19 protein-coding genes and 1 pseudogene are annotated in these 22,674 nt (G+C 70.4%); 11 read left to right on the forward strand and 9 right to left on the reverse strand.

The features are described 5' to 3' along the window. Positions 1–62 precede the first annotated feature (62 nt). Positions 63–797 (forward strand): response regulator transcription factor, encoded by a 735-nt coding sequence (locus OHS33_RS35435; RefSeq protein ID WP_330334529.1) that lies wholly within the window; start codon positions 63–65, stop codon positions 795–797. Then, positions 794–2,224, forward strand: a complete 1,431-nt coding sequence (locus OHS33_RS35440) for a sensor histidine kinase (RefSeq protein WP_330334530.1) — start codon at positions 794–796, stop codon at positions 2,222–2,224. Before OHS33_RS35435 ends, OHS33_RS35440 begins: the two co-directional genes overlap by 4 nt. Before the next feature lie 105 nt (positions 2,225–2,329). On the opposite strand, the gene OHS33_RS35445 is transcribed toward OHS33_RS35440, so the two are convergent. The 5 genes from OHS33_RS35445 to OHS33_RS35465 are packed head-to-tail and all read right to left on the reverse strand — an operon-like array spanning position 2,330 to position 11,184. Further along, on the reverse strand, positions 2,330–3,709 hold the full coding sequence (locus OHS33_RS35445; RefSeq protein WP_330334531.1) for an NAD(P)/FAD-dependent oxidoreductase: 1,380 nt from the start codon (positions 3,707–3,709) through the stop codon (positions 2,330–2,332). After that, positions 3,706–4,698 carry a spirocyclase AveC family protein gene (locus tag OHS33_RS35450; protein ID WP_330334532.1) on the reverse strand — a complete coding sequence of 331 codons (993 nt, stop codon included), beginning with the start codon at positions 4,696–4,698 and terminating at the stop codon, positions 3,706–3,708. The genes OHS33_RS35445 and OHS33_RS35450 overlap by 4 nt, the downstream gene beginning before the upstream one ends. Then, positions 4,695–5,651, reverse strand: coding sequence for a spirocyclase AveC family protein (locus OHS33_RS35455; protein ID WP_330334533.1), 957 nt, complete (start codon positions 5,649–5,651; stop codon positions 4,695–4,697). The genes OHS33_RS35450 and OHS33_RS35455 overlap by 4 nt, the downstream gene beginning before the upstream one ends. A 59-nt stretch (positions 5,652–5,710) precedes the next feature. After that, a complete protein-coding gene (locus OHS33_RS35460) occupies positions 5,711–10,966 on the reverse strand; it encodes a type I polyketide synthase (RefSeq protein WP_330334534.1) in 5,256 nt (1,751 codons plus the stop codon). A 17-nt stretch (positions 10,967–10,983) separates the two neighbouring features. Then, complete coding sequence (locus OHS33_RS35465) at positions 10,984–11,184, reverse strand: DUF5988 family protein (RefSeq protein ID WP_330334535.1); 201 nt, start codon at positions 11,182–11,184, stop codon at positions 10,984–10,986. 1,149 nt (positions 11,185–12,333) lie between these two features. On the opposite strand from OHS33_RS35465, the gene OHS33_RS35470 reads away from it, so the two are divergent. The 3 genes and pseudogenes from OHS33_RS35470 (at position 12,334) to OHS33_RS35475 (ending at position 14,398) form a co-directional block, all read left to right on the forward strand. Beyond that, entirely contained in the window at positions 12,334–13,131 is a 798-nt protein-coding gene (locus OHS33_RS35470; protein ID WP_330334536.1) for a maleylpyruvate isomerase N-terminal domain-containing protein, read from the forward strand. 341 nt (positions 13,132–13,472) lie between these two features. Next, a pseudogene (locus OHS33_RS39885) lies at positions 13,473–13,631 on the forward strand (zinc finger domain-containing protein); the annotation flags it as partial. Between the two features lie 122 nt (positions 13,632–13,753). After that, a complete protein-coding gene (locus OHS33_RS35475; RefSeq protein ID WP_330334537.1) occupies positions 13,754–14,398 on the forward strand; it encodes a hypothetical protein in 645 nt (214 codons plus the stop codon). Here the strand turns inward: OHS33_RS35475 and OHS33_RS35480 are convergent. Then, positions 14,368–14,562 carry a hypothetical protein gene (locus OHS33_RS35480; RefSeq protein ID WP_330334538.1) on the reverse strand — a complete coding sequence of 65 codons (195 nt, stop codon included), beginning with the start codon at positions 14,560–14,562 and terminating at the stop codon, positions 14,368–14,370. The genes OHS33_RS35475 and OHS33_RS35480 overlap by 31 nt on opposite strands. A 94-nt stretch (positions 14,563–14,656) precedes the next feature. Between OHS33_RS35480 and OHS33_RS35485 the strand changes: the two genes are divergently transcribed. Next, complete coding sequence (locus OHS33_RS35485; RefSeq protein WP_330334539.1) at positions 14,657–14,917, forward strand: hypothetical protein; 261 nt, start codon at positions 14,657–14,659, stop codon at positions 14,915–14,917. Positions 14,918–14,953: 36 nt separating this feature from the next. Here OHS33_RS35485 and OHS33_RS35490 read toward each other — a convergent pair whose 3' ends face one another. Beyond that, the gene (locus tag OHS33_RS35490) at positions 14,954–15,694 is read right to left on the reverse strand and encodes a dienelactone hydrolase family protein (RefSeq protein WP_330334540.1); all 741 of its coding nucleotides are present in this window, start codon (positions 15,692–15,694) and stop codon (positions 14,954–14,956) included. Between the two features lie 371 nt (positions 15,695–16,065). Here OHS33_RS35490 and OHS33_RS35495 point away from each other — a divergent pair, with 371 nt between their 5' ends. From OHS33_RS35495 to OHS33_RS35515, 5 genes are all read left to right on the forward strand, one after another. Further along, a complete protein-coding gene (locus OHS33_RS35495) occupies positions 16,066–17,217 on the forward strand; it encodes a tyrosine-type recombinase/integrase (RefSeq protein WP_330334541.1) in 1,152 nt (383 codons plus the stop codon). Continuing rightward, positions 17,217–17,543 carry a helix-turn-helix domain-containing protein gene (locus tag OHS33_RS35500; RefSeq protein ID WP_330334542.1) on the forward strand — a complete coding sequence of 109 codons (327 nt, stop codon included), beginning with the start codon at positions 17,217–17,219 and terminating at the stop codon, positions 17,541–17,543. The genes OHS33_RS35495 and OHS33_RS35500 overlap by 1 nt, the downstream gene beginning before the upstream one ends. Beyond that, complete coding sequence (locus OHS33_RS35505; RefSeq protein WP_330334543.1) at positions 17,540–19,012, forward strand: hypothetical protein; 1,473 nt, start codon at positions 17,540–17,542, stop codon at positions 19,010–19,012. The genes OHS33_RS35500 and OHS33_RS35505 overlap by 4 nt, the downstream gene beginning before the upstream one ends. Before the next feature lie 88 nt (positions 19,013–19,100). Then, the gene (locus OHS33_RS35510; RefSeq protein ID WP_330334544.1) at positions 19,101–19,892 is read left to right on the forward strand and encodes an SDR family NAD(P)-dependent oxidoreductase; all 792 of its coding nucleotides are present in this window, start codon (positions 19,101–19,103) and stop codon (positions 19,890–19,892) included. Between the two features lie 26 nt (positions 19,893–19,918). Then, entirely contained in the window at positions 19,919–20,290 is a 372-nt protein-coding gene (locus tag OHS33_RS35515) for a MerR family transcriptional regulator (protein WP_330334545.1), read from the forward strand. Positions 20,291–20,902: 612 nt separating this feature from the next. Here the strand turns inward: OHS33_RS35515 and OHS33_RS35525 are convergent. Both OHS33_RS35525 and OHS33_RS35530 read right to left on the reverse strand, forming a co-directional pair. After that, a complete protein-coding gene (locus OHS33_RS35525) occupies positions 20,903–21,241 on the reverse strand; it encodes a hypothetical protein (protein ID WP_330334546.1) in 339 nt (112 codons plus the stop codon). A gap of 323 nt (positions 21,242–21,564) precedes the next feature. Beyond that, positions 21,565–22,611: a hypothetical protein gene (locus OHS33_RS35530; protein ID WP_330334547.1), complete on the reverse strand. Its 1,047-nt coding sequence runs from the start codon at positions 22,609–22,611 to the stop codon at positions 21,565–21,567. Between the last annotated feature and the right edge of the window lie 63 nt (positions 22,612–22,674).

Raw genomic sequence — 22,674 nt, forward strand, 5'->3', positions numbered from 1 at the left:
GAGGAAACTCAAAGAAACGGCGGTTCCTGCGACCGGCCGGACCGGGAGATGCTGAAGGCATCATGAACGAGCCGCGTACGACCTCACTTCTGCACCGCCCCGACGGAGGGCCCGTACGGATCCTCGTCGTCGATGACGAACCCGACGTCACCGACGTCCTGACCGGAGTCATGACCGGTGAGGGCTGGCAGGTACGCACCGCCGCCGACGGGACGAGCGCACTCGCGACGGCCCGTGACTTCCGGCCCGACGCGGTGGTCCTGGACTGGATGCTCCCCGACCTCGACGGCCTCCAGGTCCTGCGGTCCCTGCGCCGTGAGGCGCCCCGCGTGTGCGTGCTGTTCCTGACCGCCCGCGATGCCGTCGAGGACCGCATCGCCGGGATCACCGCGGGCGGCGACGACTACGTCACCAAGCCCTACAGCCTGGAGGAAGTCCTCGCCCGGCTGCGCGGGCTGCTCCAGCGGGCCGGAATGGCCGCCGCACCGGGAGCGAACCTGCTGACCGTCGGAGACCTCGCCATGGACGAGGAGGCCAGGGAGGTCACCCGGGCCGGAAACACCGTCGACCTGTCCCGCACCGAGTTCGAACTCCTGCGCTTCCTCATGCGCAACCCGCGCCGGGTGCTGTCCAAGGCCCAGATCCTCGACCGGGTCTGGGCCTACGACTTCGGCGGACGTGCCCACGTCGTCGAGCTCTACATCAGCTACCTGCGCAAGAAGATCGACGCCGGACGGACTCCGATGATCCACACGGTGCGCGGGGTCGGCTACGTGCTCAAGCCGGGCTCGCCGTGAGGCGCGCGGTGCCCCGCACCCTGCGCGGCCAGCTCACCGCCGGACTCGTCACCCTCCTCGCCCTCGCCTGCCTCGCCGTCGGCATCACCACCGCCCTCGCCCTGGAGGGCTTCCTCATGAACCGCCTGGACGAACAGCTCTCCGCCTCCGGCGGCCGGTTCGCCGCCAGCCTGGAACACGAGGCCACGCCCGACGCCGACAACCGCCCCGACACCCGGGGCCAGGCCGAAGCGACCTTCGGCGCCCGCCTCCTGAACGGCGCCACCACCCAGGCAGCCGTGGTCCACGACGCCACCGACCGCATGATCCAGCTCACCGCCGGGGACCGCCACGCCCTGGCCGGGGTCCCCGCGGACGGACACGGACACAGCATCCGCCTCGCCGCACTGGGCAAGTACCGCGTCACCGCCGTCGAGGGCGACGACCGGGACGTCCTCATCACCGGTCTGCCCCTGCACCCGGTGGAGGAGACCCTCCACCGCCTCGAAGCCGTCGAAGCCGCACTGTTCGGCGCGGCCCTGCTGGCCACCGGCGCCGCCGCGGCCCTGTGGGTGAGGATCTCCCTGCGCCCCCTCCAGCAGGTCACCGCCCGGGCCGCGGAAGTGGCCCGGCTCCCGCTGGCCAGCGGCGAGGTGGCCATGCCGGGACCCCTCCGCGACACCGACCCCCGCACCGAGGTCGGCCAGGTCGCCGGCGCCCTCAACCACGTGCTCGGCCACGTCGAGGACGCCCTCACCCGCCGCCACGCCAGCGAGGAGCGACTGCGCCGCTTCGCCGCCGACGCCAGCCACGAACTGCGCACCCCCGTCGCCAACATCCGCGGCCACGCCGAACTCGCCCTGCGCCACCGTGGCCCCGTACCCGCCGAAGTCCGCCACGCCCTCGAACGCATCGACAGCGAATCCCGGCGCATGACCGGCCTCGTCGACGACCTGCTGCTCCTCGCCCGCCTGGACGCCGGACGCCCCCTGGAACACGAACCGGTCGACCTGACCCTGCTGATCCTGAACGCGACGGACGACGCCCGCGCCGCGGGCCCCGGTCACCGCTGGCTCCTCGACCTCCCCGAAGAGCCGGTCACCGTCACCGGCGACGCCCACCGCCTCCAGCAGGCGATCGGCAACCTCCTCGCCAACGCCCACACCCACACCCCGCCCGGCACCGACGTGACCATCACCCTCACCACGCAACAGAGCACCGTCCGCGTGGACGTGAGCGACAACGGCCCGGGCATCCCCGACGAACTCCAGCCCGAGGTCTTCGGCCGCTTCGTCCGAGCCGACCACGCCCGCTCCCGCTCCCGCGACACGGGAAGCACCGGCCTCGGCCTCTCCATCGTCCACGCCGTCACCACCGCCCACGGCGGAACCGCCACCGTCACCAGCAGCCCCGGACACACCACCTTCCGCCTCACCCTCCCGGGCTGAACGGGGGCGCCCCGCGGGCATACCCCGGCGGCCTGCACCGGGACGGTCATTCCGAGCTGCGGCGCCTGGACGGCGCGTGCACCGCGAGCGGGTGGACTCCCCCCATCACCATTCAGTCCTGCGTTTGGGGAGGGCGTTGATGGCGAGTCGGGTGAGGTGGCGGGGGTGGGCGAACAGCAGGGGAGTGGCGAGCATGCCGGTGATCCGGGCGATGTCGTGGAACATGCGTGGGTTGTGGGGGACGAGTCGTTGCCAGTGGTCGAGGTACCACAGGGCCAGTCGGGTGTAGGCGGGTGGCTGTGTGTCCTGCCAGGCGCGGTCGGGGATGGTGGCGAGGATCCAGGGCCAGGTGGTGATGCGGGCGAGCCGGCGTTGGAACTGGTGGGTTCTGCCGTGGAGTGCGGTGTTCGGGTGGCGGGTGAGCAGGTCGCGTAGAGCCAGGGCTTCGAGGGCGGCCACGGTCATGCCTTGGGCGTAGACGGGATTGAAGACGCAGGCGGCGTCGCCCAGCACGATGAGTCCGTCGGGCCAAGGGGTCAGTCGGTGGTAGTGGCGGCGGCGGTTGGCTGTGCGGGCATACCGCATCACTACGGTGTCGGGTTCCAGATGCCGCACGGTTTCGTACAGGTCGCAGGACAGGGATTTCATGAAGGCGTGGAAGCCGTGTTCGTCGGTGGGCGGGTGGTCGCCGGCGGCACCTTGGAGGGCCACGAGGAGCCGGTCGTTCTCGACGCGCAGCACAGCGGCGCCGCGCGGGGTGTGCGGGGGTTGGGGGAGCTCGAACAGCGCGCGCCAGACGGGGGCGGTCTGCTCGGTGAGGCGGTATCCGCGGGCAGCGTAGCCCGCGCGGGGATCGACGATGGTTTCGGTGACGCGGGGCCATCCCAAAGCGGCGAGCCAGTCGGGTAGATGGGAGCCCCGGCCGGAGGCGTCGACGACGAGTTCGGCGGGGATGGACTCGACGGGGATGGACTCGGCGGTGCCGGTCGGTAGGCCCCGGCGGCGCTGCAGGAGGGTGACGCCGGTGACCGTGCCTCGGTTCTCGTGTGCGGTGATGGCGGTGACGGCGCATCCATCGCGGAGGTGCACTCCCGGCAGGCGCAGGATCCTGTCGCGCACGGTGTTTTCCAGCAGCGGGCGGCTGACGGGTTGGATTCGGATGTCCGAGGCCATCGGTGGTGGGGCGCCGCGAGGGAAGTGGATCCGGCTGTCCCGGCAGAAATCCACGGGTGGTGCTCCCGCGGCGGTGAGTTGGTGTCGCAGCCCGGGCAGGAGCTGTTCGAGGGCCTCAAGGCCACGGGCCTGCATGGCGTGGGGGAAGCGGCCTTGGGGAACTCCCTTGCGTGGCACGGGAATCGGGTCGAGGTGGTCACGTTCGATCACCGTCACGCGGGCGAAGGCGTCGCTGAGTACCCCGGCGGCGAGCAGGCCCGCGATGCCCGCGCCGATGACGACGGCGTGGCCTGCCGCCGGGACCGGGGTCATGGGCCGCCGCCGGGGACGTGGAAGTGCGGTGGGAGATCGGCGGGCAGGCCGGGGCCGCCGAGGGTGAGGAGCACGTTCTGCCCGATGGCGATGAGGTAGGCGAGGTCCATGACGCCGATGAGGGCCAGCGTCCGGGCAGCGGTGCGGACCTTGGGCGTCAGCTGCCCGCTGCCGCGCAGGATGGTGGAGTCGGGCCCTCGGGTGAGGTGGTGGTGGCGGATCAGGAAGGCGATGTAGGACCAGAGGAAGGGCGAGTTCCACAGTCGCAGCGTGGGGAACTGGTACCAGTGGCCGGAGAACAGCGCCAGTGCCGGAAGAAGGTTGGTGTTGGCGTAGGAGGATCCGCCGACGACGATGTAGAGGTATTCCAGTGACCAGTCGATCACGTAGCACCAGACGAGTGCTAGCAGCGCGAATCGGGCGGCGCTGATGTGCCGTCCGTGGCCGACGGTCCGGTTCATCAGCCACGCGGTCAGCAATGGACAGCTCACCATGGCTCCGTGGCTGATCGGGCCCGAGGTGATCAGCCCGACCCAGTATTGAGTGCCGGCGTTGGGCCATCCCGGGATGGAAGGGCCCCAGGACGGGGTGAGAGGAAGACCGCTGCTGTAGACCAGGCTCGGGTGTGGAACACCGAGCAGGGGCTCGACCCAGAACATGGACATGTAGGCGAGCAGCAGCGATGCGTCAAAGGTGAACCTGCGCTGTCTGCGGCATTGCCGCACCACATGGCCGATCAGGCCCAGCAACAGCAGGAGGACCGCCGCCTGAAAGGCCACCAGTACGAGGAAGCGGCCCTGGGTGAGGCCGTGCTGGCCGACCTGAGGAAGGTGGATGTCGACGCCGCCGTTCAGCAGCCACCCCCCGACCGACCAGGTCGCCACGGCCAGGCACAGCGCGCCGATCGTCGCCCAGCCGGTGACCGGGGTGAGGATCCGTGGACGGGGCCGGAGCCCGGCGGGTTCCGCGTCCGGGTGGGCGGGCCTCATGGCCGGCCCACCGGGACGAAAAAGCTCGGCAGACCGGCGGGCAACGGGCCGCCGAACCGGGTGTAGAGGACGTGGTTCGCCGCGAACACCAGGTAGACGGCAGCCACCACACCGACGAGTGCCAGCGTCCGCGTCACCGCTACGGCCCGGGGCGGCAGCTCGGCGCTGCCGCGCAGGATCGTCGAATCCGGTCCTGCGGTGAGGTAGCGGTGGCGGATGAGGAAAGGAATGAGTGACCAGAGGGGCGAGGCGATCCAGCGCAGCGTCGTGAACTGGTACCAATGGCCGGCGAACGGTGTCAGCCACACCGGCTCGGCGCCCGGGAAGGTCACCGTGCCGGTGAGGATGTAGATCCATTCCAGCGTCCAGTCGATGAGCACCGAGCAGCCGAGCGCGGCCAGTACGAACCGTCCGCCGCGCAGGTTCGGCCAGCGGCGTAGCACGGTCCTGCCCATGACCACGGCGGCCGTCAACGGCCACACGGCGGTCATCGCGTAGCCCCATGGACCGGAGGTCACCACGGCATGGGTCTGCTGCTCGGCGTCCTGGCTGTACCAGCCCGGTATGTACGGTCCCCAGGTGGACACCCGGACCAGACCGGCGTTGAGCACCAGGCTGGGGCGGCTGAAGTTGGTGAGCGGTTCCAGCCAGAAGCTCGCCGCGTAGGCGACCACCAGCGACGCGTCGAAGGTGAACGTGCGCTCCACCAGGCATTGCCGGACGACGTAGCCGACCAAGCCGATCGCGGCGGACATGATCAGACCCTGGAAGACCCACAAGGTGATGTACCGGGTGTCGCTGATTCCGCGCTCCCCCGGCCACGGAACGTACACGGTGAACCTGCTGTCAAGTAGCCAGCGGCCCACCGACCACGTTCCCACGGCCAGGGAGAGGACGCCCACCGCCGCCCACATCGTGACCGGGCGTAGCGGCCACGGTCCACGCGCGTCCACGTCCACCCGCATCCTGGCGGTGACCGATGACCGGCCCACTCTCCACCGCGTACCCGGACTCATGGGCGCACCTTCTCCGACCCCGTGAGGCCCATGGCCGCCAGCAGCCAGTCAGCGAGGCTGGCAGCGGTGGGTTTGACCCAGATGACTCCGGGTTTGATGTCGACCTTGAGTGCGCGGTGGATGCGTTGCTGGAGTTGGACGGCGCCGAGGGAGTCCATGCCGAGGACGACCATGCTGGTGTGGGCGCCGATGTGGCGGGTGGTGTTGCCGAGGAGTTCGCGGACCTGGCCGGTGATGAAGTCCTCCAGGATCCGGCGCCGCTCCGCGTCGCTGCCGGCGGAGAGGACTTCGTCGCGCACCGGTGAGGCGCCGTGATCGGCGGCGGGGGTGTCGGTGAGCAGGTGGGCCAGGAGGGTGGAGTGGCGCAGGGCCGGGTAGGGGGCGGTCCACTGGGCGGGGTCGATGGGGGAGTAGGCGATCTGGTGGTGGCCTTCGGCGAGGATGCGTTCGAGGGCGTCCATGCCGTCGGTGGGGTTGATGAGTACGAAGCCTTGCTGGGCGAGGTGTTGGCCGCGGCCGACTTGGCTGAAGGCGCCCCAGTGGATGCCGGTGGCCGGCAGTCCCTCGGCCAGCCGGTGGGCGGTGAGGGCGTCGAGGTAGGCGTTGGCGGCGGCATAGGCGCCCTGTCCGGGGGAGCCGATGAGGGAGGCGAGGGAGGAGTAGACGACGAAGAAGTCCAGGTCCGCATCGAGGGTGGCTTGGTGCAGGGCCCAGGCGCCTTCGGCCTTGCCGCGCCAGACCCGTTCCAGCAGGTCGGGGTCGAGGTTGGCGAGGGTGGCGTCCTCGACGACGCCCGCGGCGTGCACGATGCCCCGCAGGGGGGTGTCGCCGTCGGTTGCCGTCTTCAGCGCCTGCGCGGTGGTGTCGGCGATGTCGCCGAGCACCACCTCGATGGCGCAACCGGTGGTGGTGCGCAGGTCGTCCAGCTCCCGTGCGGCGGCCGGGGTGGGGGCGCTGCGTCCGCACAGGACGAGGCGGCGGGCACCCCGTTCGGCCAGGCGGCGGGCGGTGAGCAGTCCCAGGCCGCCGAGGCCGCCGGTGATCAGGTAGCTGCCGTCGGCCCTGACCTGCCGGGGCAGGCCGTCCGAGGTGGTGGGGCCGGGGCCGGGGCCGGGCTGGACGCGGGCGAGGTAGCGGGTCCCGTGCCGCCAGGCGATCTCGGTGATCGGCGGGTCGTCGGCGAGGAGGTCGGGCAGGATGGCTTCCAGCGGAGTGTCGCCTGCTACTTCCAGGCTGCTGGGCCGGAGTTCCGGGTGCTCGAAGGCGGCGGTCCTGAGGAGGCCGCGGACTCCGGCGGCGGCCAGCACGTCGTCACCGCGCCACAGCACCCACAGCCGCGGGGGCGTCTCCCGCTCGGCCAGATGGGTGAGGACGGTCAGGGTGTGCTGCACGGCGGCGCGGGCCCCTCCGGGAGTGGGGGCGCCTTGGTGGCCGCCCAGGGCGAGCAGGACGTGGGTGCACGGTGGTTCGGCCTCGGAGTCGAGGGCCTGGGCCAGGTGCTGGATGTCCAGGGGACGATCGCGGGGAGGGGTGAACCGGCGGCTGCCCGCCGCCTTCTTGCCGAGCAGGCGGCCAAGCCGCTCGCCCCACACCATGTCGTCGGGCGTGATGACCAGCCATTGCTGGTCGCTGGCCTGCGGTGCCTGCGCGGGGGGCTCGGGCAGCCAGGCCAGGTGCGACAGCCGGGCGGTGTAGCGCTGTTCGGCCGGGGTGATGTTGGTCAGGCGCAGGCCACGGACCTCGGCGACCACGGTGCCGTCCGCGGTGGCGAGCCGCCCGGAGGCGGCGCAGGTCAGGTCGTCGGCGTGGTGGATTTCGACGGCCGCGAGGCGGGTGTGGGCGGTGGGACCGTACAGGTGGATCTCGTCGAAGCCGGCGACGACCACCGGGCCGGGGCTGGTGGCGTGGTGCGCCAGCCACACCGAGACCACCGTCTGCACGAGTTCGTCGGCGAGCGCGGGGTGTAGCCGCAGTGTGTGGGCCGAGACGCGGGCGCTGTCGGCGATGTGCAGCCGGGAGGTGGCGACGTCGTCCGTGGGGTGGATCTGGATGCGGTCGATCGCGGTGAAGGCCGGGCCGTGGACGACGTCATGGCGTTCGCGGAAGTGCCGGTACAGGTCGGCCGGGGCAGCGTCGACCCAGTCCCCGGCAGGAACCGGGAGCGCGGCGCAGGATGTGGCGGTCGCGTCGTCGGGCAGCGGCCGGACGGTGGCGCGGGCGTGCACGACGGCCTCCTCCCCACTGCCCGAGCAGATGGTGACGGCGGCTTCGCGCTCGCCGCTCAGGATGAGGCGGGTGGTGACCGCGGGTTCGGGCTCCAGGACGAGCGGGGCCTCGGCGCTCAGATGCTCCAGCGCGATCCGATGGGTGCCGAAGACCTCGGCGCCTGCGGCGAGGATCATCTCGGCGAAGCCGGTGCCGGGCAGCACGGGGACGCCGGCGACCTGGTGGTCGCCGAGCCAGGGCAACCGGCCGGGGCTGATCGGTGTCTGCCACAGGTGCTGCTCGGGGTGCTCCGGGTCCTTCACGTGGCCGCCGAGCAGCGGGTGCTGGGATGCGGCGGTCAGGTGCGGACCGACCAGTGTGTACGGGGTCTGGGTGCCGCCGTGGCGGGTGCGGTGCCAGGCGGTGGTCGGTACGTCGGCCAGCTCCCCTTGCCCGTAGTGCGCGGCGAAGTCGATCTGGTCGTGGCCGGAGCAGTGGACAGTGGCCAGGTGCTCCAGGAACGCCTCCTGGTCGTCCGTGCCCTGGCGCAGGGTGCCGACTGCGACTGCGTCCGTGATGCCGTGGTGGGTGGCGGTGTCCAGGATGGGGCGCACGGCCAAGGGGTGGGCGGTGCACTCGATGAACAGCCGGTGCCCGGCGTCCAGCGCCGCCGACACGGCGGTGTGGAACCGCACGGCGTGGCGCTGGTTGCGCACCCAGTAGTCGGCGTCCAGGGGGCCCGGATCGCGCGGGTCGTCGCTGACGGTGGAGAAGAAGCCCGGTCCTGGCACTGTTGCCGGCACATCGGCGAGTACGTGGTGCAGCTCATCCAGGATGGGGGTGACCTGGGAGGAGTGGGAGGCCACATCGACGTCGATCATCCGGGCCACGACGCCGGCCGCCTCCCACCCCTCGACCAGGGTTTTGACCTGTGCCGCGTCGCCGGAGACGACGGTGGCCTGCGGGGAGGTGAGCACCCCGATGGACACCTCGTTGGCGCCCGCCGCCTCGATCGCGGCCCGTACGTGTCCGGCGCTGAGCATGACCGAGGCCATCGAGCCACCGGAGATCGTGGCCAGCAGCGCCGAGCGGCGGCAGATGACCTTCACTCCGTCCTCGGCGTTCAGCACACCGGCGACCACGGCCGCGGCCACTTCGCCTAGCGACTGCCCGACCACCGCGGCCGGGTTCACGCCCCAGGACTTCCACAGCGCGGCCAGCGCGACTTGCACGCCGAACAGGACGGGCTGGATCCGGTCGATGCCCGTCAGCTCCCAGGACTGTTCGATCGTCTCGCGCAGTGAGAAGCCCGCCTCGGCCCGGATGAGTGGTTCCAGTTCGTCGATGACCGCGGCGAACACCGGCTCGCCCGCCAGGAGCACCCGGCACATCCCGGGGCGCTGGGAGCCCTGCCCGGTGAACACGAACACCGGCCCCGCATGCCCGGGCGGCAGGACGGGCACCCCGCTCGCCATACCCTCACCGGGTCCGTGCTCCGCGAACGCGTTCGCACGTGCGGCGAGTTGCTGCAGGTCACGCGCGACGATGCCCAGGCGGTGATCGGCATGCTGGCGGCGCACCGCGAGCGTGTGCGCCACGTCCCGGGCCCGCGCCCCGGTTGCCTCGGTCGCCGCCCAGGCGGACAGGCGCGCCGCCGCCCGGGTCAGCGACTGGGGCGAGGTGCCCGACACCAGGAACAGCCGGACCCCGCTCTCGGCCCGTGGTGCGGTGCGGGCAGGGCGCCTGCGCACGGTCGCAGAAGCCTCCAGCACCACGTGCGCGTTGGTGCCCGTGACCCCGTAGGAGCAGACTGCGGCCAGCCTGGCGGCCCCGGACACCGGCCACTTCGTCAGGGAGGTGGGCACGAACAGCCGTGAGTCATCGTCCCGCTCGATCGCCGGGTTCCACGCGTGGAAGTTCCGGTTCGGCGGGATCACCCCCCGGCGCAGGCATTCGATCGCTTTGATGACTCCGGCGATGCCGGACACCGGTTCCGAGTGCCCGATGTTCGTCTTGACCGAGCCCAGTGCGCACCGGCCGCGGCCTTGTCCGTAGACGGTGTTGATCGAGGTGTACTCGATCGGGTCACCCACCGCGGTGCCCGGCCCGTGGGCCTCCACCAGCCCCACCTCACCGGGATCGATGCCTGCCTTGGAGACGGCCTCGCGGAAGAGCTGCTGCTGCATCAGTGTGGAGGGCGCGGTCAGGCGCGATGCCTGTCCGTCGTTGTTGACCGCGCTGCCCCGGATCACGGCCAGCACCCGGTCGCCGTCCCGCCGGGCATCGGCCAGGCGTTTGAGGGCCAGGACGCCCGCACCCTCGCCCCGGACGTAGCCGTCCGCGCGGGCGTCGAAGGCGTGGCAGGCCCCGCTGGGCGAGAGCAGCAGGGGCGCTTCGTAGTACTGCGTCTCGGGCGCGAGCATCAGCAGCACCCCGCCGGCCAGTGCCATGTCGCACTCGCCCAGGGTCAGCGCACCACACGCCGTGTCCAGGGCCACCAGCCCGGACGAGCAGTGGGTGCTGATGACCATGACCGGGCCGCGCAGATCCATCCCGAACGCCACCCGGCCGGCCGCCCCGGCGGTGAAGTTGCCGAACAGGTAGGGGCTGTTGGGAGCGTCCGTGACCGGCCGGGCTTCACGGAAGAGGTTGTCCGGCGCGTACGTGCCCACGTACACGCCCGTGCGCGAGCCCCGGATGCGGTCGACGGGGATGCCGGCATGTTCCACCGCCTCCCACGCGGTCTCCATCAGCACCCGGAACTGCGGGTCCACCCAGTCCCGCTCCGCGGGCGCCACCGAGAAGGCTTGCGGGTCCCACGCCCACACATCCCCCTCCAGGAAGCAGCCCAGGCCGGCCCGGGCCGCAAGCTCGGGGTCATGGACCGCGGCCAGCCGGCCCGCGTCCCACCGGTCGGCCGGCACGGGACCGGCCGCCTGCCGGCCATCGGCCGCCAACTGCCACAAACCACCTGGGGTTTCCACCCCGCCCGGGAAGCGGCAGCCGATCCCCACCACCGCGATCGGCATCTCCTGTGAAGCAGACATCGTGCAGTCCTTCCGGGCTATTCGGCGATAGCGGTGCGGTAGGTGAAGCGGAACAGCGCCAGGTCCCGGCCGTCGATACGGACGCACTCCCCGGCATGCTCGAAATGCTGGTGACATCCGTAGAAAGCGACCGCGATCTTCTCCGGCAACTCATCACCCTGCAGGTCATACAGCGGGCCGAGGCCGTCCGGGCCGCCCACGAGCACGATCGCCGTCATCGAAGGAACCTTCCTGCTCTTGAGGGCACACACGTGAGCACACACGTGAGCACACACATGGGGAACCGCACCGAACCCCGCACAGCACGGGGACAGGAATACGTCGGGGATGCCGGACCGTCACGGCACACCGGTGTGCAAGCAGGAACCCGCTGCACTCGGGAAGACACTCCAGTGAAGAGGCGAAGACCGGCGAAGACCACGATGAGCGTGCCCGGCCGCGTGGCAACCCTGCTACGCCGGCCAGCGCGCCCCGGCCGTCCCTCTGACCAACCAGCACACGAAGAAGAAGCGATGACGGCCAGTAACGGCCGAGGCTGGAGTCGGCAACGGCACAGCGCGCCCTCAACAGACGGGTGGCGGCAACAACGCCAGCAACCACAACACGCGGACCCCGCCCAAACCTTGGGCCCAGGCATCAACAACCCTGCTTTGCAGCACCAGCCGGGGTCCGACGAAGCACATGCTCCTCCCGCCACAAGCGCCAAACCAGCCCCCCTGGCCAGAAACTTGGAGAGCAGCAGAAGCACACAGCGCACACCGGCGCCCGTCGGCTCGCACCAGGCGGCAGGCTACGAGCCCCGGACCATCGCTTTTCGCACCGTCCTACCACCAGCGGCCGCAACGTACTCACGCAAGGCGCCTCATCGCCATGCAGCACACGTCGTACCCGCCCCCAGTAGGGACGTATACGCCCAAAGGCGGATACCCGCCACCCCCTGGAACGTACAGCCGTATACCCACGCGCATCGACGGACACGGCAGAGGCCGAGGTCCCCAGCTCGGCGGCGTTGCGCACGAGGCGCTTGAGCTCGTGCACGGTGAGGATGACTGGCGTCTCGGGGGCGCCCTCCTTGAACTGGCGGGGCGGCACTCCGCCCGGCGCAGAGCTTCGAGCTGGCTCGCCAGCTCCTGCCGGGCGGTCGACGTCCTCGCGTACCCGATCCGGACGGGCCGCTCGGTGCGGGGCGCGGGAGCGAGGACGAAGCGCGGTGTGGTCTTCGCGCTGGTCTTCCCTCCCCGGGTGCGGCAGGCTCTGTCGGCGGGCGCGTCACGGTTCGGGCAGTCGTGGGTGGTGAGGGTCCGTCCGCGATGGGCGCTGCGAAAAATCGCTGTCCGATTGTCGGAACGCAGTGATAGAGGTTCAGGGTGACAACGACACTTGAGTTCCCCGCTCTGCTGCGACTGATCGACGAACGGTCGACCGCCTTCCGCGCCGCGGTCGCCTCCGCGCCCAGCCTCGACGTACAGGTGCCGACCTGCCCCGAGTGGACGCTGTTCGATCTGGCGCAGCACATCGGCGAGGGGCGCCGCGACTGGGCCGCAACCGTCGCCGCAGGGCCTGCTCCGGCCAAGTCCGCGGCGGTGGGCGCCCCGGCCGCGCCTCGGGAGCGCGAGGCCCTGCTGGCCTGGTTGGCGGAGTCCACGGAGCAACTGCTGGACGCACTGCGGAAGGCCGGCCCGGATCGCGGTTGCTGGACGTGGTGGGAGACGTTGCAGTCGCCGCAGACCTCCGGTGCCGTGGCTCGGCACCAGCTCCAGCAGATGGCGGTGCATACCTACGACGCCCAGATCACCGTGGGTGCCCCGCAGCCGCTGCCGGCCGAGGTGGCACTCGACGGTGTCGAGGAGTTCCTGTTCACCTGCGTCGCAACGACGAGTGCCTGGCCGCACAAGCCCGCTGTCATAGACTTCCACGCCTCCGAGGGCCGCTCCTGGCGCCTCTCGCTCTCCGCCGACGGCGCACGGACCACCCGTCTCCCCGGGCCCGGCGCCATATCGGCCACGGCTGCCGGCCAGGACCCGGACGTGGCCCACGCCTCCGCCTGGGGCACGGCCAGCGAGCTGGTCTTCATCCTGTACGACCGTATCCCGTTCAACTCCCTGAAGCTCGACGGCGACCAACGTCTCTTCGACCAGCTCAGCGCCTGGGACCCGGATGAGTAGGACGTGACGATGCGCGGGGGGGAGCAGACCGTCACGGCTGCGAAGCGGCTGACCAAGGCGGTGGCCCACAAGCTGATCGGTGCGCTTGGTCGGTCGCGATCGAGGTGGAGCAGGGTGACATCCTCGGTCGACCGGCAAGCGTGCACGCTTCGGCCCGACGCGGGCCGGCGGGCATCACGACCCGGGTCGGCGGGTTAGCGGTGGTCCGCAGTTCTCACAAATGACCATCTCTGCGAGTTCTGCGAACGCCCCCTCAGCGATCACGTTGCCGCAGGTCGCCGTTCGCAAAGAACCTCTCAAAACCAGGGCGTTCTGCGAATCGGTTTTGAGGGGGTGATCGCGTGGAACTCACCATCGACCAGGCCGAGAATGCGGTAGAACGCCACGACTGCCTCAAATGCGATGCTCCGGCCGGAAGTCCTTGCCGAACCCGTGGCGGCAAGACCGCGACGAAGTACCACACCGCCCGCTTCATCCTCGTTCCCGCGCTCCGCGAAGCGCTCGATGTCGCCGTGCCCGACGACCGCGGCCCGGGCCGGCCCTGGGTGCCTGGCCCGCGCATCGAGCCCGCCGAGCAGGCGCCGGCCGCGAGGAAGGCGCTGGCCTGGGTGGTCTGCTGGCGGTGTTCGCTGACGGTGCTGACGCTCAGCGGGCCGGTGTCAGCCTTGGCCCGCAGCTTGCGGAGCTGGTGCCAGTGGGCGAAGCGCCGCAGGAACTGCTCGTGTTCGGTGTCTGTGGTCGCTGCGAGGCGTTCGGTCAGCCAGCGTTGGAAGAGCAGGAGCCGGCGGTCCTGGCGGGGCAGGGCGCCGCATTCCATGAGCAGGTCGCGCAGGTAGGTGGCGGTCCGCCAGTTCGGCACCTGCCTGGAGAAGGCCATGTGTGTCCGGGGCCGTTGCCCCGGATGCGGCACCGACCGGCTTCTGCCCGGTCGCGACGATCAGGGCCAGCCGCTCTGCCGGGACTGCGCGGGCATCACCCGCGACACCAGTTCCGCAAACTGCGGGCCAAGGCCGACGCCGGCCCGCTGAGCGTCAGCACCGTCAGCGAACACCGTCAGCAGACCACCCAGGCCGACGCCTTCCTCACCTGGCTCACCCACCGAGGCAGCACGCTGGCGACGGCAACCCAAGCCGATCTCGACGCCTGGCACGCCGAGAATTACGCCACCCGCCGCGCGGCACAACCCTTCCTGCGCTGGTGCATGGACACACGCCGCATGCCGCGGCTGACGATCCCCTACCGCACGGCGACCAACCACAACCCATGAGCCAGCACCAGCGGTTGGCCGCCCTGCGCCGCGTCCTCGGCAACGATGCCGCGCCGCTGAGAATCCGGGTCGCCGCCAGTCTTGTCCTGCCGTTCGCCCAGCCCCTCACCCGCATTGTTCGCCTGACGACCGATGACATCCTGGACGACGGCCAGCAGGCCCACCTCCAGCTCGGAGACCCGCCCTCGCCCCTGCCCGAGCCCGTCGCCGATCTCGTTCGAGCCCTACCTCCACTCACTCCCGGCCGGCACGCCCGCGGTGAACCTCTCCACGCACTGGCTCTTCCCCGGCCGCCGCCTGGGCCAGCCGATGAACCCGGCCAGCTTGCTCGGCCCCCTCCGTGACCTCGGTGTCCCGGCCCAACGAACTCGCACCTCTGCCATCCGGCACCTCGTCCTCCAGGCCCCCGCACCCGTCATCGCCAAGGCGCTCGGCTACCACGACAAAACCGCCACCCGGCTCATCACCGAGGCCGACGGCACCTGGAGCCGATACGCCCCCGGCGACCACACACGGTGACACTGCCATCGCCACCCATCAGGAATGCGCGCCACCTCAACATGCGCGCCTACCAGTCTCAACTCCCAGGCACTCGGCGAGCAGGTCGACGATGTCGCGCCAGGCTCGCTGCGCGTGCTGTGGGTGGTAGCCGACGCCGGGGACCGTGGGGTGGTCGACCGGCGGGTGGTGGAAGGCGTGCAAGGCGCCGCCGTAGACCGTGAGGCGCCAGTCGACGCCTGCGGCCTGCATCTCAGCGGTGAACGCGTCCCGTTGCGCGGGCGGCATGATCGGGTCTTCCGATCCGACCCCGGCCCACACCGGGCAGCGAATGCGCGCTGCCTCGCCCGGTCGGCCCGTGGTCAGTGCGTTGACGGTCCCGATCGCGCGCAGGTTGACGCCGTCGCGCCCGAGTTCCAGCCCGACGGCGCCCCCGGTGCCGTAGCCGACGGCGGCGATCCGGTCGGGGTCGGTCCGCGGTTCGGTACGCAACACGTCGAGTGCCGCATGGCCGATGCCCCGCATCCGGTCGGGGTCGGCGAGCAGCGGCAGGCAACGGGCCAGCATCTCGTCGGGGTCGCCCAAATAGCGCCCGCCGTGAAGGTCGAAGGCCAGCGCTACGTATCCCAGCTCGGCGAGAGCATCGGCCCGGCGGCGCTCGACGTCGCTGAGCCCCATGCCCTCTGGTCCGAGCAGCACCGCGGGCCGGCGGCCGACACCGGCCGGGAGCGCGAGGTGCCCGATCATCGTCAAACCGTCCGCCGGGTACTCGACCGTACGCGTCGTAATCGTCGTCATGAGACTGGACCGTAGTGATCGTCGAGCCCTGTTCGGTCGGTGTTCTGCCGCTGGCAGAACAGCGTGCGTGTCCCTCGTGTCCCTCTGAGATACGGGGGCCGAGCGCTCAGGGCTTCAAGATCATCTCGTTGCCCCTTTGGCGCGTACCTCGGAACCGTCGCCAATCGCATCCGATGCGAACTGGACGCATCTTGCGTCGCATTGGCCGGACGGGCGCCTGGAAGCCGCTGATCAGCGGGTAGGGAATTCGTCGCGTGCTTACCGAGACGGTACTGGGCGGGCGGGCCCGTGTCGTTCCGCTTCACTCGATCGGATGGCTGACCTGCCGTTCCTCCCCGGGCTTCGCATCTGATGCGAGATTCTCGCGCCGGATGCGATCTACGGAGCGTGATGAATTGGCGGGCAAGGGCGGGACGGCGCCTGGGGCCGCGCGGCTGCACCTGGCTGATGGGGTGCCGTTGCTGCGGCCGGAGGAGCAGGTCTTCGAGGCGATGCTGGACGGCTGGCGTAACCAGCAGCTGGCCCGGAACCTCGCGCTGTCGACGATCAACGGCCGTGAGCGGAAGGTGCGGGCGTTCGCCTCGCACGCGGATGCTTTCCCATGGGTCTGGTCCTCGTCGCTGGCGGACGAGTGGTTCGGCGACCTGCGAGCGGTCCGTGGCTGTGTCCGCTCGACGCTGCGCGGTTACCAGGAGGCAGTGCGGCTGTTCTGCGGCTACGCCACCGACCCGGCCTACGGCTGGGCCGCCGAGTGCGAGCGGCGTTTTGGTACTCATCCGATCCAGGTGTGTCACGAGTGGAACACCGCCGTGCACATGCAGGAGTGTGAGGCCGAGGCACCGAAGCGCGCCTTCACCCGGGACGAGTTGCAGGCGTTGTTCGACCACGCCGACGACGAGGTGAGCCGGGTCCGCGGACGTGGCCGCAAGGGATGGCTCCCCGCCTTCCGCGACGCGATGCTGTTCAAGACCGCGTACGCCTACGGGCTGCGGCGCAACGAGACGCGGATGCTGGATCTCGCCGACTTCGGCCGCAACCCCGAAGGGACGGAGTTCGGCGAGTACGGCGTCTGCTACGTCCGCCACGGCAAGGCGAAGAAGGGCTCGCCTCCGAAACGCCGCAGCGTGCTGACCGTGTGGGACTGGTCGACCGAGATCCTCGACCAGTGGATCAGCGAGGTGAGGCCCGCCATGCGCCACGCGGACGGGCCTGCCCTATGGCCCTCCGAACGCGGCCGACGCGTCGGCCTGCAACGGCTCGATTCCCGCTTCGCCGCCTACCGGGACGACCTCGGGCTCGATCCGGTCCTGGACTTCCACTCGCTGCGAAGGTCATACGTCACCCACCTGATCGAGGACGGCTGGGACCCGCTGTTCGTCCAGCAGCAGGCCGGCCACGACCACGCATCCACTACCTCCATCTACACCTGCGTTTCCTCCGACTTTCGCACCCGCACCCTGCGGCGGGCCCTGGATGCCACCATCGAGGCCGCGCTCAACCCCACGAAGATGAGGAGGGCCTGATGAAACGCCAGGTCAGCTACCAGTGGCGGCTGCGCGAGAAGATGGCCACCGCCGGGATGTTCACCACCAGCGAGCTCGCCCCGCTCCTTGCCGAACGCGGCATCAATCTCTCACTCTCCCAAGTCCACCGCCTGGTCACTGGCACTCCCGAGCGGCTGTCGCTGCCGGTGCTCGCCGCGCTCTGCGACATCTTCGACTGCACCCCCACCGACTTGATCGCCACCAAGGCGGAGAACGCCGCGGTCCGCAAGGTCGCCACCGGTGACGCTGTGGTCGACCTTGCGGCAGTCCGCCCCAAGCGCGCCCGCATCCGGCCCGAGCAATGAGCCGGACCCGCGTCCGAGCCGAGGACTTGTTCTGCGCACGATGCCACCGGGCCGTCCGCCTCGGCGCCCACCACTGGCCCGAGGGCTACCTCTGCGCACACTGCTACGACCATGCGCTGGAGACCTACGGCACCTGCACCGGCTGCGGCACCGACCGGCTCACCCCGGGCCTCGACGCCCACGGCGGCAAGCTCTGCACCGACTGCGCCGGAGGTCTTGGCGACTTCACCTGCCTGCTCTGCGGCGCCGAAGCCCGCCGCTACCGCCGTGGCGTCTGCGGATGCTGCGTCGTCGCCGAACGCCTCCGCCCTCTGCTGGACGACGGCACGGGCCGCGTGAACCCACAGCTCGTGCCGTTGTTCGTCACCCTTCGCCAGGCCAACCGGCCCAAAAGCATTCTGACTTGGCTCGGCTACTCGCACGTCCGGCGCAACCTGCAGACCCTGGCTCGCGGCGAAGCCCCGCTGACCCACGAGGGGCTGAGCCGGCTCACCCCGTGGCGCTCGGTCGCCTACCTGCGCGATCTACTCGTCCAGGCCGACGTCCTGCCCCCGGCCGACCGGCAGCTGCTGTTCTTCCAGCGCACACTCGCGGAGAAGCTCCCTGCCGTCAGCAACCCCGGGCACCGCCGGCTGTTGGAACTCTTCACCACCTGGCATCTCCAGCACCGACTGAACATCCTGGCCAGCCGCGGCGCGCTCACCGGGAAACAGGTCCAGCAGGCCCGCGGCGAACTCCGCCTCGCGACCGCCTTCCTCGACCACCTCACCCAGCGCGGACGCACCCTCGCCGAGTGCACCCAAACCGATGTCGACGCCTGGTACGCGGGCAACTACATCGCCCGGCGCCTCACCCACACCTTCCTACGCTGGGCCATGCGCTCCAAGCACATGCCGAAGGCCACCGTCCCGCACCGTTCCACGAGCAACCCCGCCCCACTCGCCCAACACCAGCGGCTCGCGCTGCTTCGGCAGCTCGCGAATCGCGACGACGTCCCACTCCACGACCGCGTCGCCGCCCTGCTCGTCCTCCTCTACGCGCAGCCACTCACCCGAATCGTCCAGCTCAGCACCGACGACGTCGAGCACAAAGACGGCGAAACCTACGTCCGGCTCGGCGACCCGCCGTCCCCCGTCCCCGCCCCCTTTGCCGGGATGCTGCTGAACTACCTCGGCCAGCGGCCGAACACCATGACCGCCACCAACCTCAATGCCCGGTGGCTCTTCCCCGGCCGCCGGGCCGGACAGCCCATGACCCCGGAAACTCTGGAACTCCGGCTTCGACAACTGGGTTTCCCGACCCAGCGGGGACGCACAGCGGCGATCCGTCACCTCGTTCTCCAGGCCCCGGCTCCGGTCATCGCCCGCATGCTCGGCTACCACGACGACACCACTGCCCAACTTGCCGCCGAGGCCGGAGGGACCTGGCAGCGCTATGCCCCCGGTGACCACGAGCCCTCACCACGATAGGAATACGCGACTCTCGATTACGCGAGGTCGCCAGATTCATGCCCCGTCAGACGCTGCTTGACCTTGCCGCTGGCGGCAGGGTTGCACGATGACCGGCATGAACAGCACCGCATCGCAGAGCAGCAGGATCATCGCCGTCACCGGAGCCGGCACCGGGATCGGCCGGGCCACCGCCCGCGCCTTTGCCGCTGAGGGCGCCCACGTGGTCGCGATCGGGCGGCGGGCCGAGCCCCTCAAGGAGACCGGGGCCGAGCCCCTCAAGGAGACCGGGGCCGGGCACGACCGGATCACGCCGCTGGCCGCCGACATCACCACCGAGGGCGAGCCGGATCGGATCATCCGGGCCGTGCTGGAGAAACACGGCCGGCTGGACGTACTGGTCAACAACGCAGGCATCGTGCGCAGCGGCGCCCTCGGCACACTGACGCCGGAGATGATCGCAGCTCAGCTTGCCACCAACCTCGTTGCCCCCATCCTGCTGGCCCAGGCCGCGCTGCCACTCCTGGAGAAGTCGGGCGGGGTGATCGTCAATGTCACTACGTCGGTGGGGCAGCGTGCCTGGCCCGGCAGCTCGGTCTATGCGGCTACCAAGACCGCTCTGGAGCTGCTGACCCGCAGCTGGGCAGTCGAGCTGGCACCCCGCGGGATCCGGGTGGTGGCGGTCGCCCCCGGCGCGATCGCCACCCCCATCGGCGAGCACCAGGGCCTGACGCCGGAGCGAATGGCAGCGGTGCGGGAGTGGCAGCTGGCGCACACCCCACTGGCCCGGATCGGCCGCCCCGAGGAGGTGGCCTGGGCAGTCACCCAGCTTGCCGCACCGGCCGCGTCGTTCGTCACCGGAGTGGTACTCCCGGTCGACGGCGGAGCGGTCGTGGCGTGATAAAGGTGGCCCGGGAGGTGGGATGGGTGCGGATCGGTGAGCTGGCCAGGGCGACCGGGACAACTGCCCGTGCGCTGCGGCACTACGAGCAGGTCGGACTGATCTCCTCGCAGCGGGCCCCCAACGGCTACCGCATCTACGACGAGCGGGCGGTGGTGAGGGTCCGTAATATCCGCTACCTGCTGGCCGCCGGGCTCACCCTGGACGACGTGCGGGTGTTCCTGCCGTGCCTGGACGGCGATGTGGCCGCCGCACCGCCCTCGGAGAAGGGCCTGCGGGTCGCGTTGGAACGGCTGGCGGTCCTCAACGAACGGATCGCTGCCCAGACCGAGGCCCGCGACCGGCTGGAAGCCGCGTTCCGACAGGCAACCGGTGACCGGATCCGCCCAGTGGCCTGAACGCCCGCCTCGTCGCAGAAGCCGGAGGAACCTGCAGTCGCTACGCTCCTCACGGCCACTCACGGTGACCACGAGCCCTCACTGGCCAGGGAATACGCGACTCTCGATTACGCGAGGTCGCCAGATTCACACCCCGTCCAGGCACTCGCTGGTGCCCTGCGCGATGAGTTCGCGGATGAACTCCGCGGGGGCGGCGAAAACGTGGAAGACCAGGCGCCCGCCGGGCGTGGCGACCCTTGGGGATCGCCGGCGCGATGAGTAGCGGTTGCGTGTTCAGTTTTCTGAACACCTAGTGGGGTGGTCAGCGTTTGATGCGTCCGCGTACGGCGAGGGCGGCCAGGGCGAGGAGGGCGGGTTCGAGGAGGCGGGACGCCATGTCGATGTAGGTGCCGGTGGTGGTTTGGGAATGGGCGGGCGGGCCCTGCCATTGGTACCGCGCAGGTGACGGGGCTGGACAGACAATGTGCGGGTCCCGCGCGGTCGAGTGCCGCTCGGGGCCGGACAGGTCGCAACACTGTTCGCCCAACGGTGCACCGCGTGTCGTACCGGTCGCGCGTGATGGAGACAGCCGTACGCCGGTGTGGTGGCGGCGGTCATCTCGGCGCGCGGCGTTCACCCGATGTCTGCGAACCAGAAGTACCAGGCCAGCGGCACGACGGCGGCCACGATGACCACCGTACCGAGCGAGACCCCCATACGGGCCCGGACCGGGCTTGATGTGCCGCGGCTCCGCGTGCGCCACACGGTGGGAAGCCCCCAGACGAGCGCGCAGATGCCGAGAGGGAGAACGAAGTAGCAGGGCACGAAGCGGATCCAGGTCGGGAGACGCTCCGGTAGGAACGGACACCCGATGGCACCGAGCGCGGCGATGCCCAGGAGCAGCGATCCGGTGCCTGTGTCCTGAGGGTCTGCCGGGTGTTCCGATCCGATGGCCTGCCGCGTGGAACTCATGGAGAGGAGCCTATGAGGAGGGCTATCGGCCCCGCGTGGGGGCGGCTACTCAGACGGCGTGAGTATCCGGTCCCAGGTCTCACCTGGCGGGAGAGCGGGAGGAGAGGGAACGCTTCGCCGCACGGGGCCCCGCCACCTCCGGCTATGGACCGGCCGTCCGGCCGGTCCATAGCCCCGGGCCCGGGCCGCAGGGCATAACGCCCAGCCCGTTCTGAGGTTGACATCCGAGTGCGGGCATCTGGTGGCGGACGAGCTGGGCGTGGAGGTGGCGGGGGTGCGCTATGCCGCGAGAAGTGGTCGGATTCGGCCTGGCCGGCCTCGACTCAGGTGGTGCGCCGCCGCTTGCCGGTTCCGGCGACCAGGGCGGCGCCCATGGCGAGGGTCACGCCGGCTCCGCCGAGGGCCCAGCCCGTGGCCGGGTCGGAGCCGGTGACCGCGAGTTGGCCACCGCTGATGCCACCCTCGCTGATGACCGGCGTGAGGGCGTCATCGGGCTTGGGCTGGTTTCCGGGAGTACCTGTGCCGTTGTGGCCGCCGTCGCCCGGGGTGGCCCGGGTCGTGATGGAGGTATAGGCGAAGGCCTTGTCTGATTTGGTCTGCGCGTAGTCGTCCGCGTCGACGATGATGAACGCCTTGCCGATGGGAGCGCTTGGCGCGATCTTGGCGCGGAGTTGGATGTCGAACTTCGCGTTCTTTCCGACCGCGTGGTCGAAGATCACTGCGGCGAGGTCGCGGCCCTTCTCGGCGGCGGTCCAGCGGTTGCCGTCCCAGACCTCGAGGTCGAGATGCCCGGCCTTCAGGGTGCGTTCGTTGTTCTGGATGGAGAAGGCGAAGCCGTACCGTTCGAGTGCTTCCCTGCCGGAGTTGTCGATGCTCAGGGAGAGCGGCTGCCAGTCGCCGCCTGCTGTGAAGCCGTTTTCCGGCAGCCCCTTCAGCTTGACCTTGGGGCCCGTGTTGGCGGCAGGCAGGTTAGTCACCTGGGATAAGTAGCGGACGCGGTCCGCGGTGCCGCCCTCGGCGGTCGTGGACAGTGTGAAGCGGCTGGGGGCGGCGCCCTTGGCGAACTTCATGCGGAGCTTGAGGTCGAAGATCTCGTTCTGCTTTATGTCGACGTCGGCGATGCTGAGGCTGTAGACCTCTTCGGAGCCGTCGGGTTCGATCTTGTGCCAGCCCCAGGTGCCGGAGGTGTCAGGGGCGTAGACCTCCGCCTGGATGTCGCTGCTCTTCCAGGACAGTGTGTCCTGGGCCCACAGGACCAGCTCGAGCGAGTAGTCGTCAGCGGCCGGGCGGCCCGAGTTGTCGACGTGGAGGGAGAATCCCTGCCAGTCGCTGCCCACCTTGAACTCGTCGGGCAGTCCGGCGAGTGTCATCTTCGGACCCTGCGCTGCAGCCTGTTCCGGCGTCGCGGGTTTCGCCTGTGGTGTGTCGGCATG

This window comes from Streptomyces sp. NBC_00536 (genome assembly GCF_036346295.1).
Classification (GTDB): domain Bacteria; phylum Actinomycetota; class Actinomycetes; order Streptomycetales; family Streptomycetaceae; genus Streptomyces.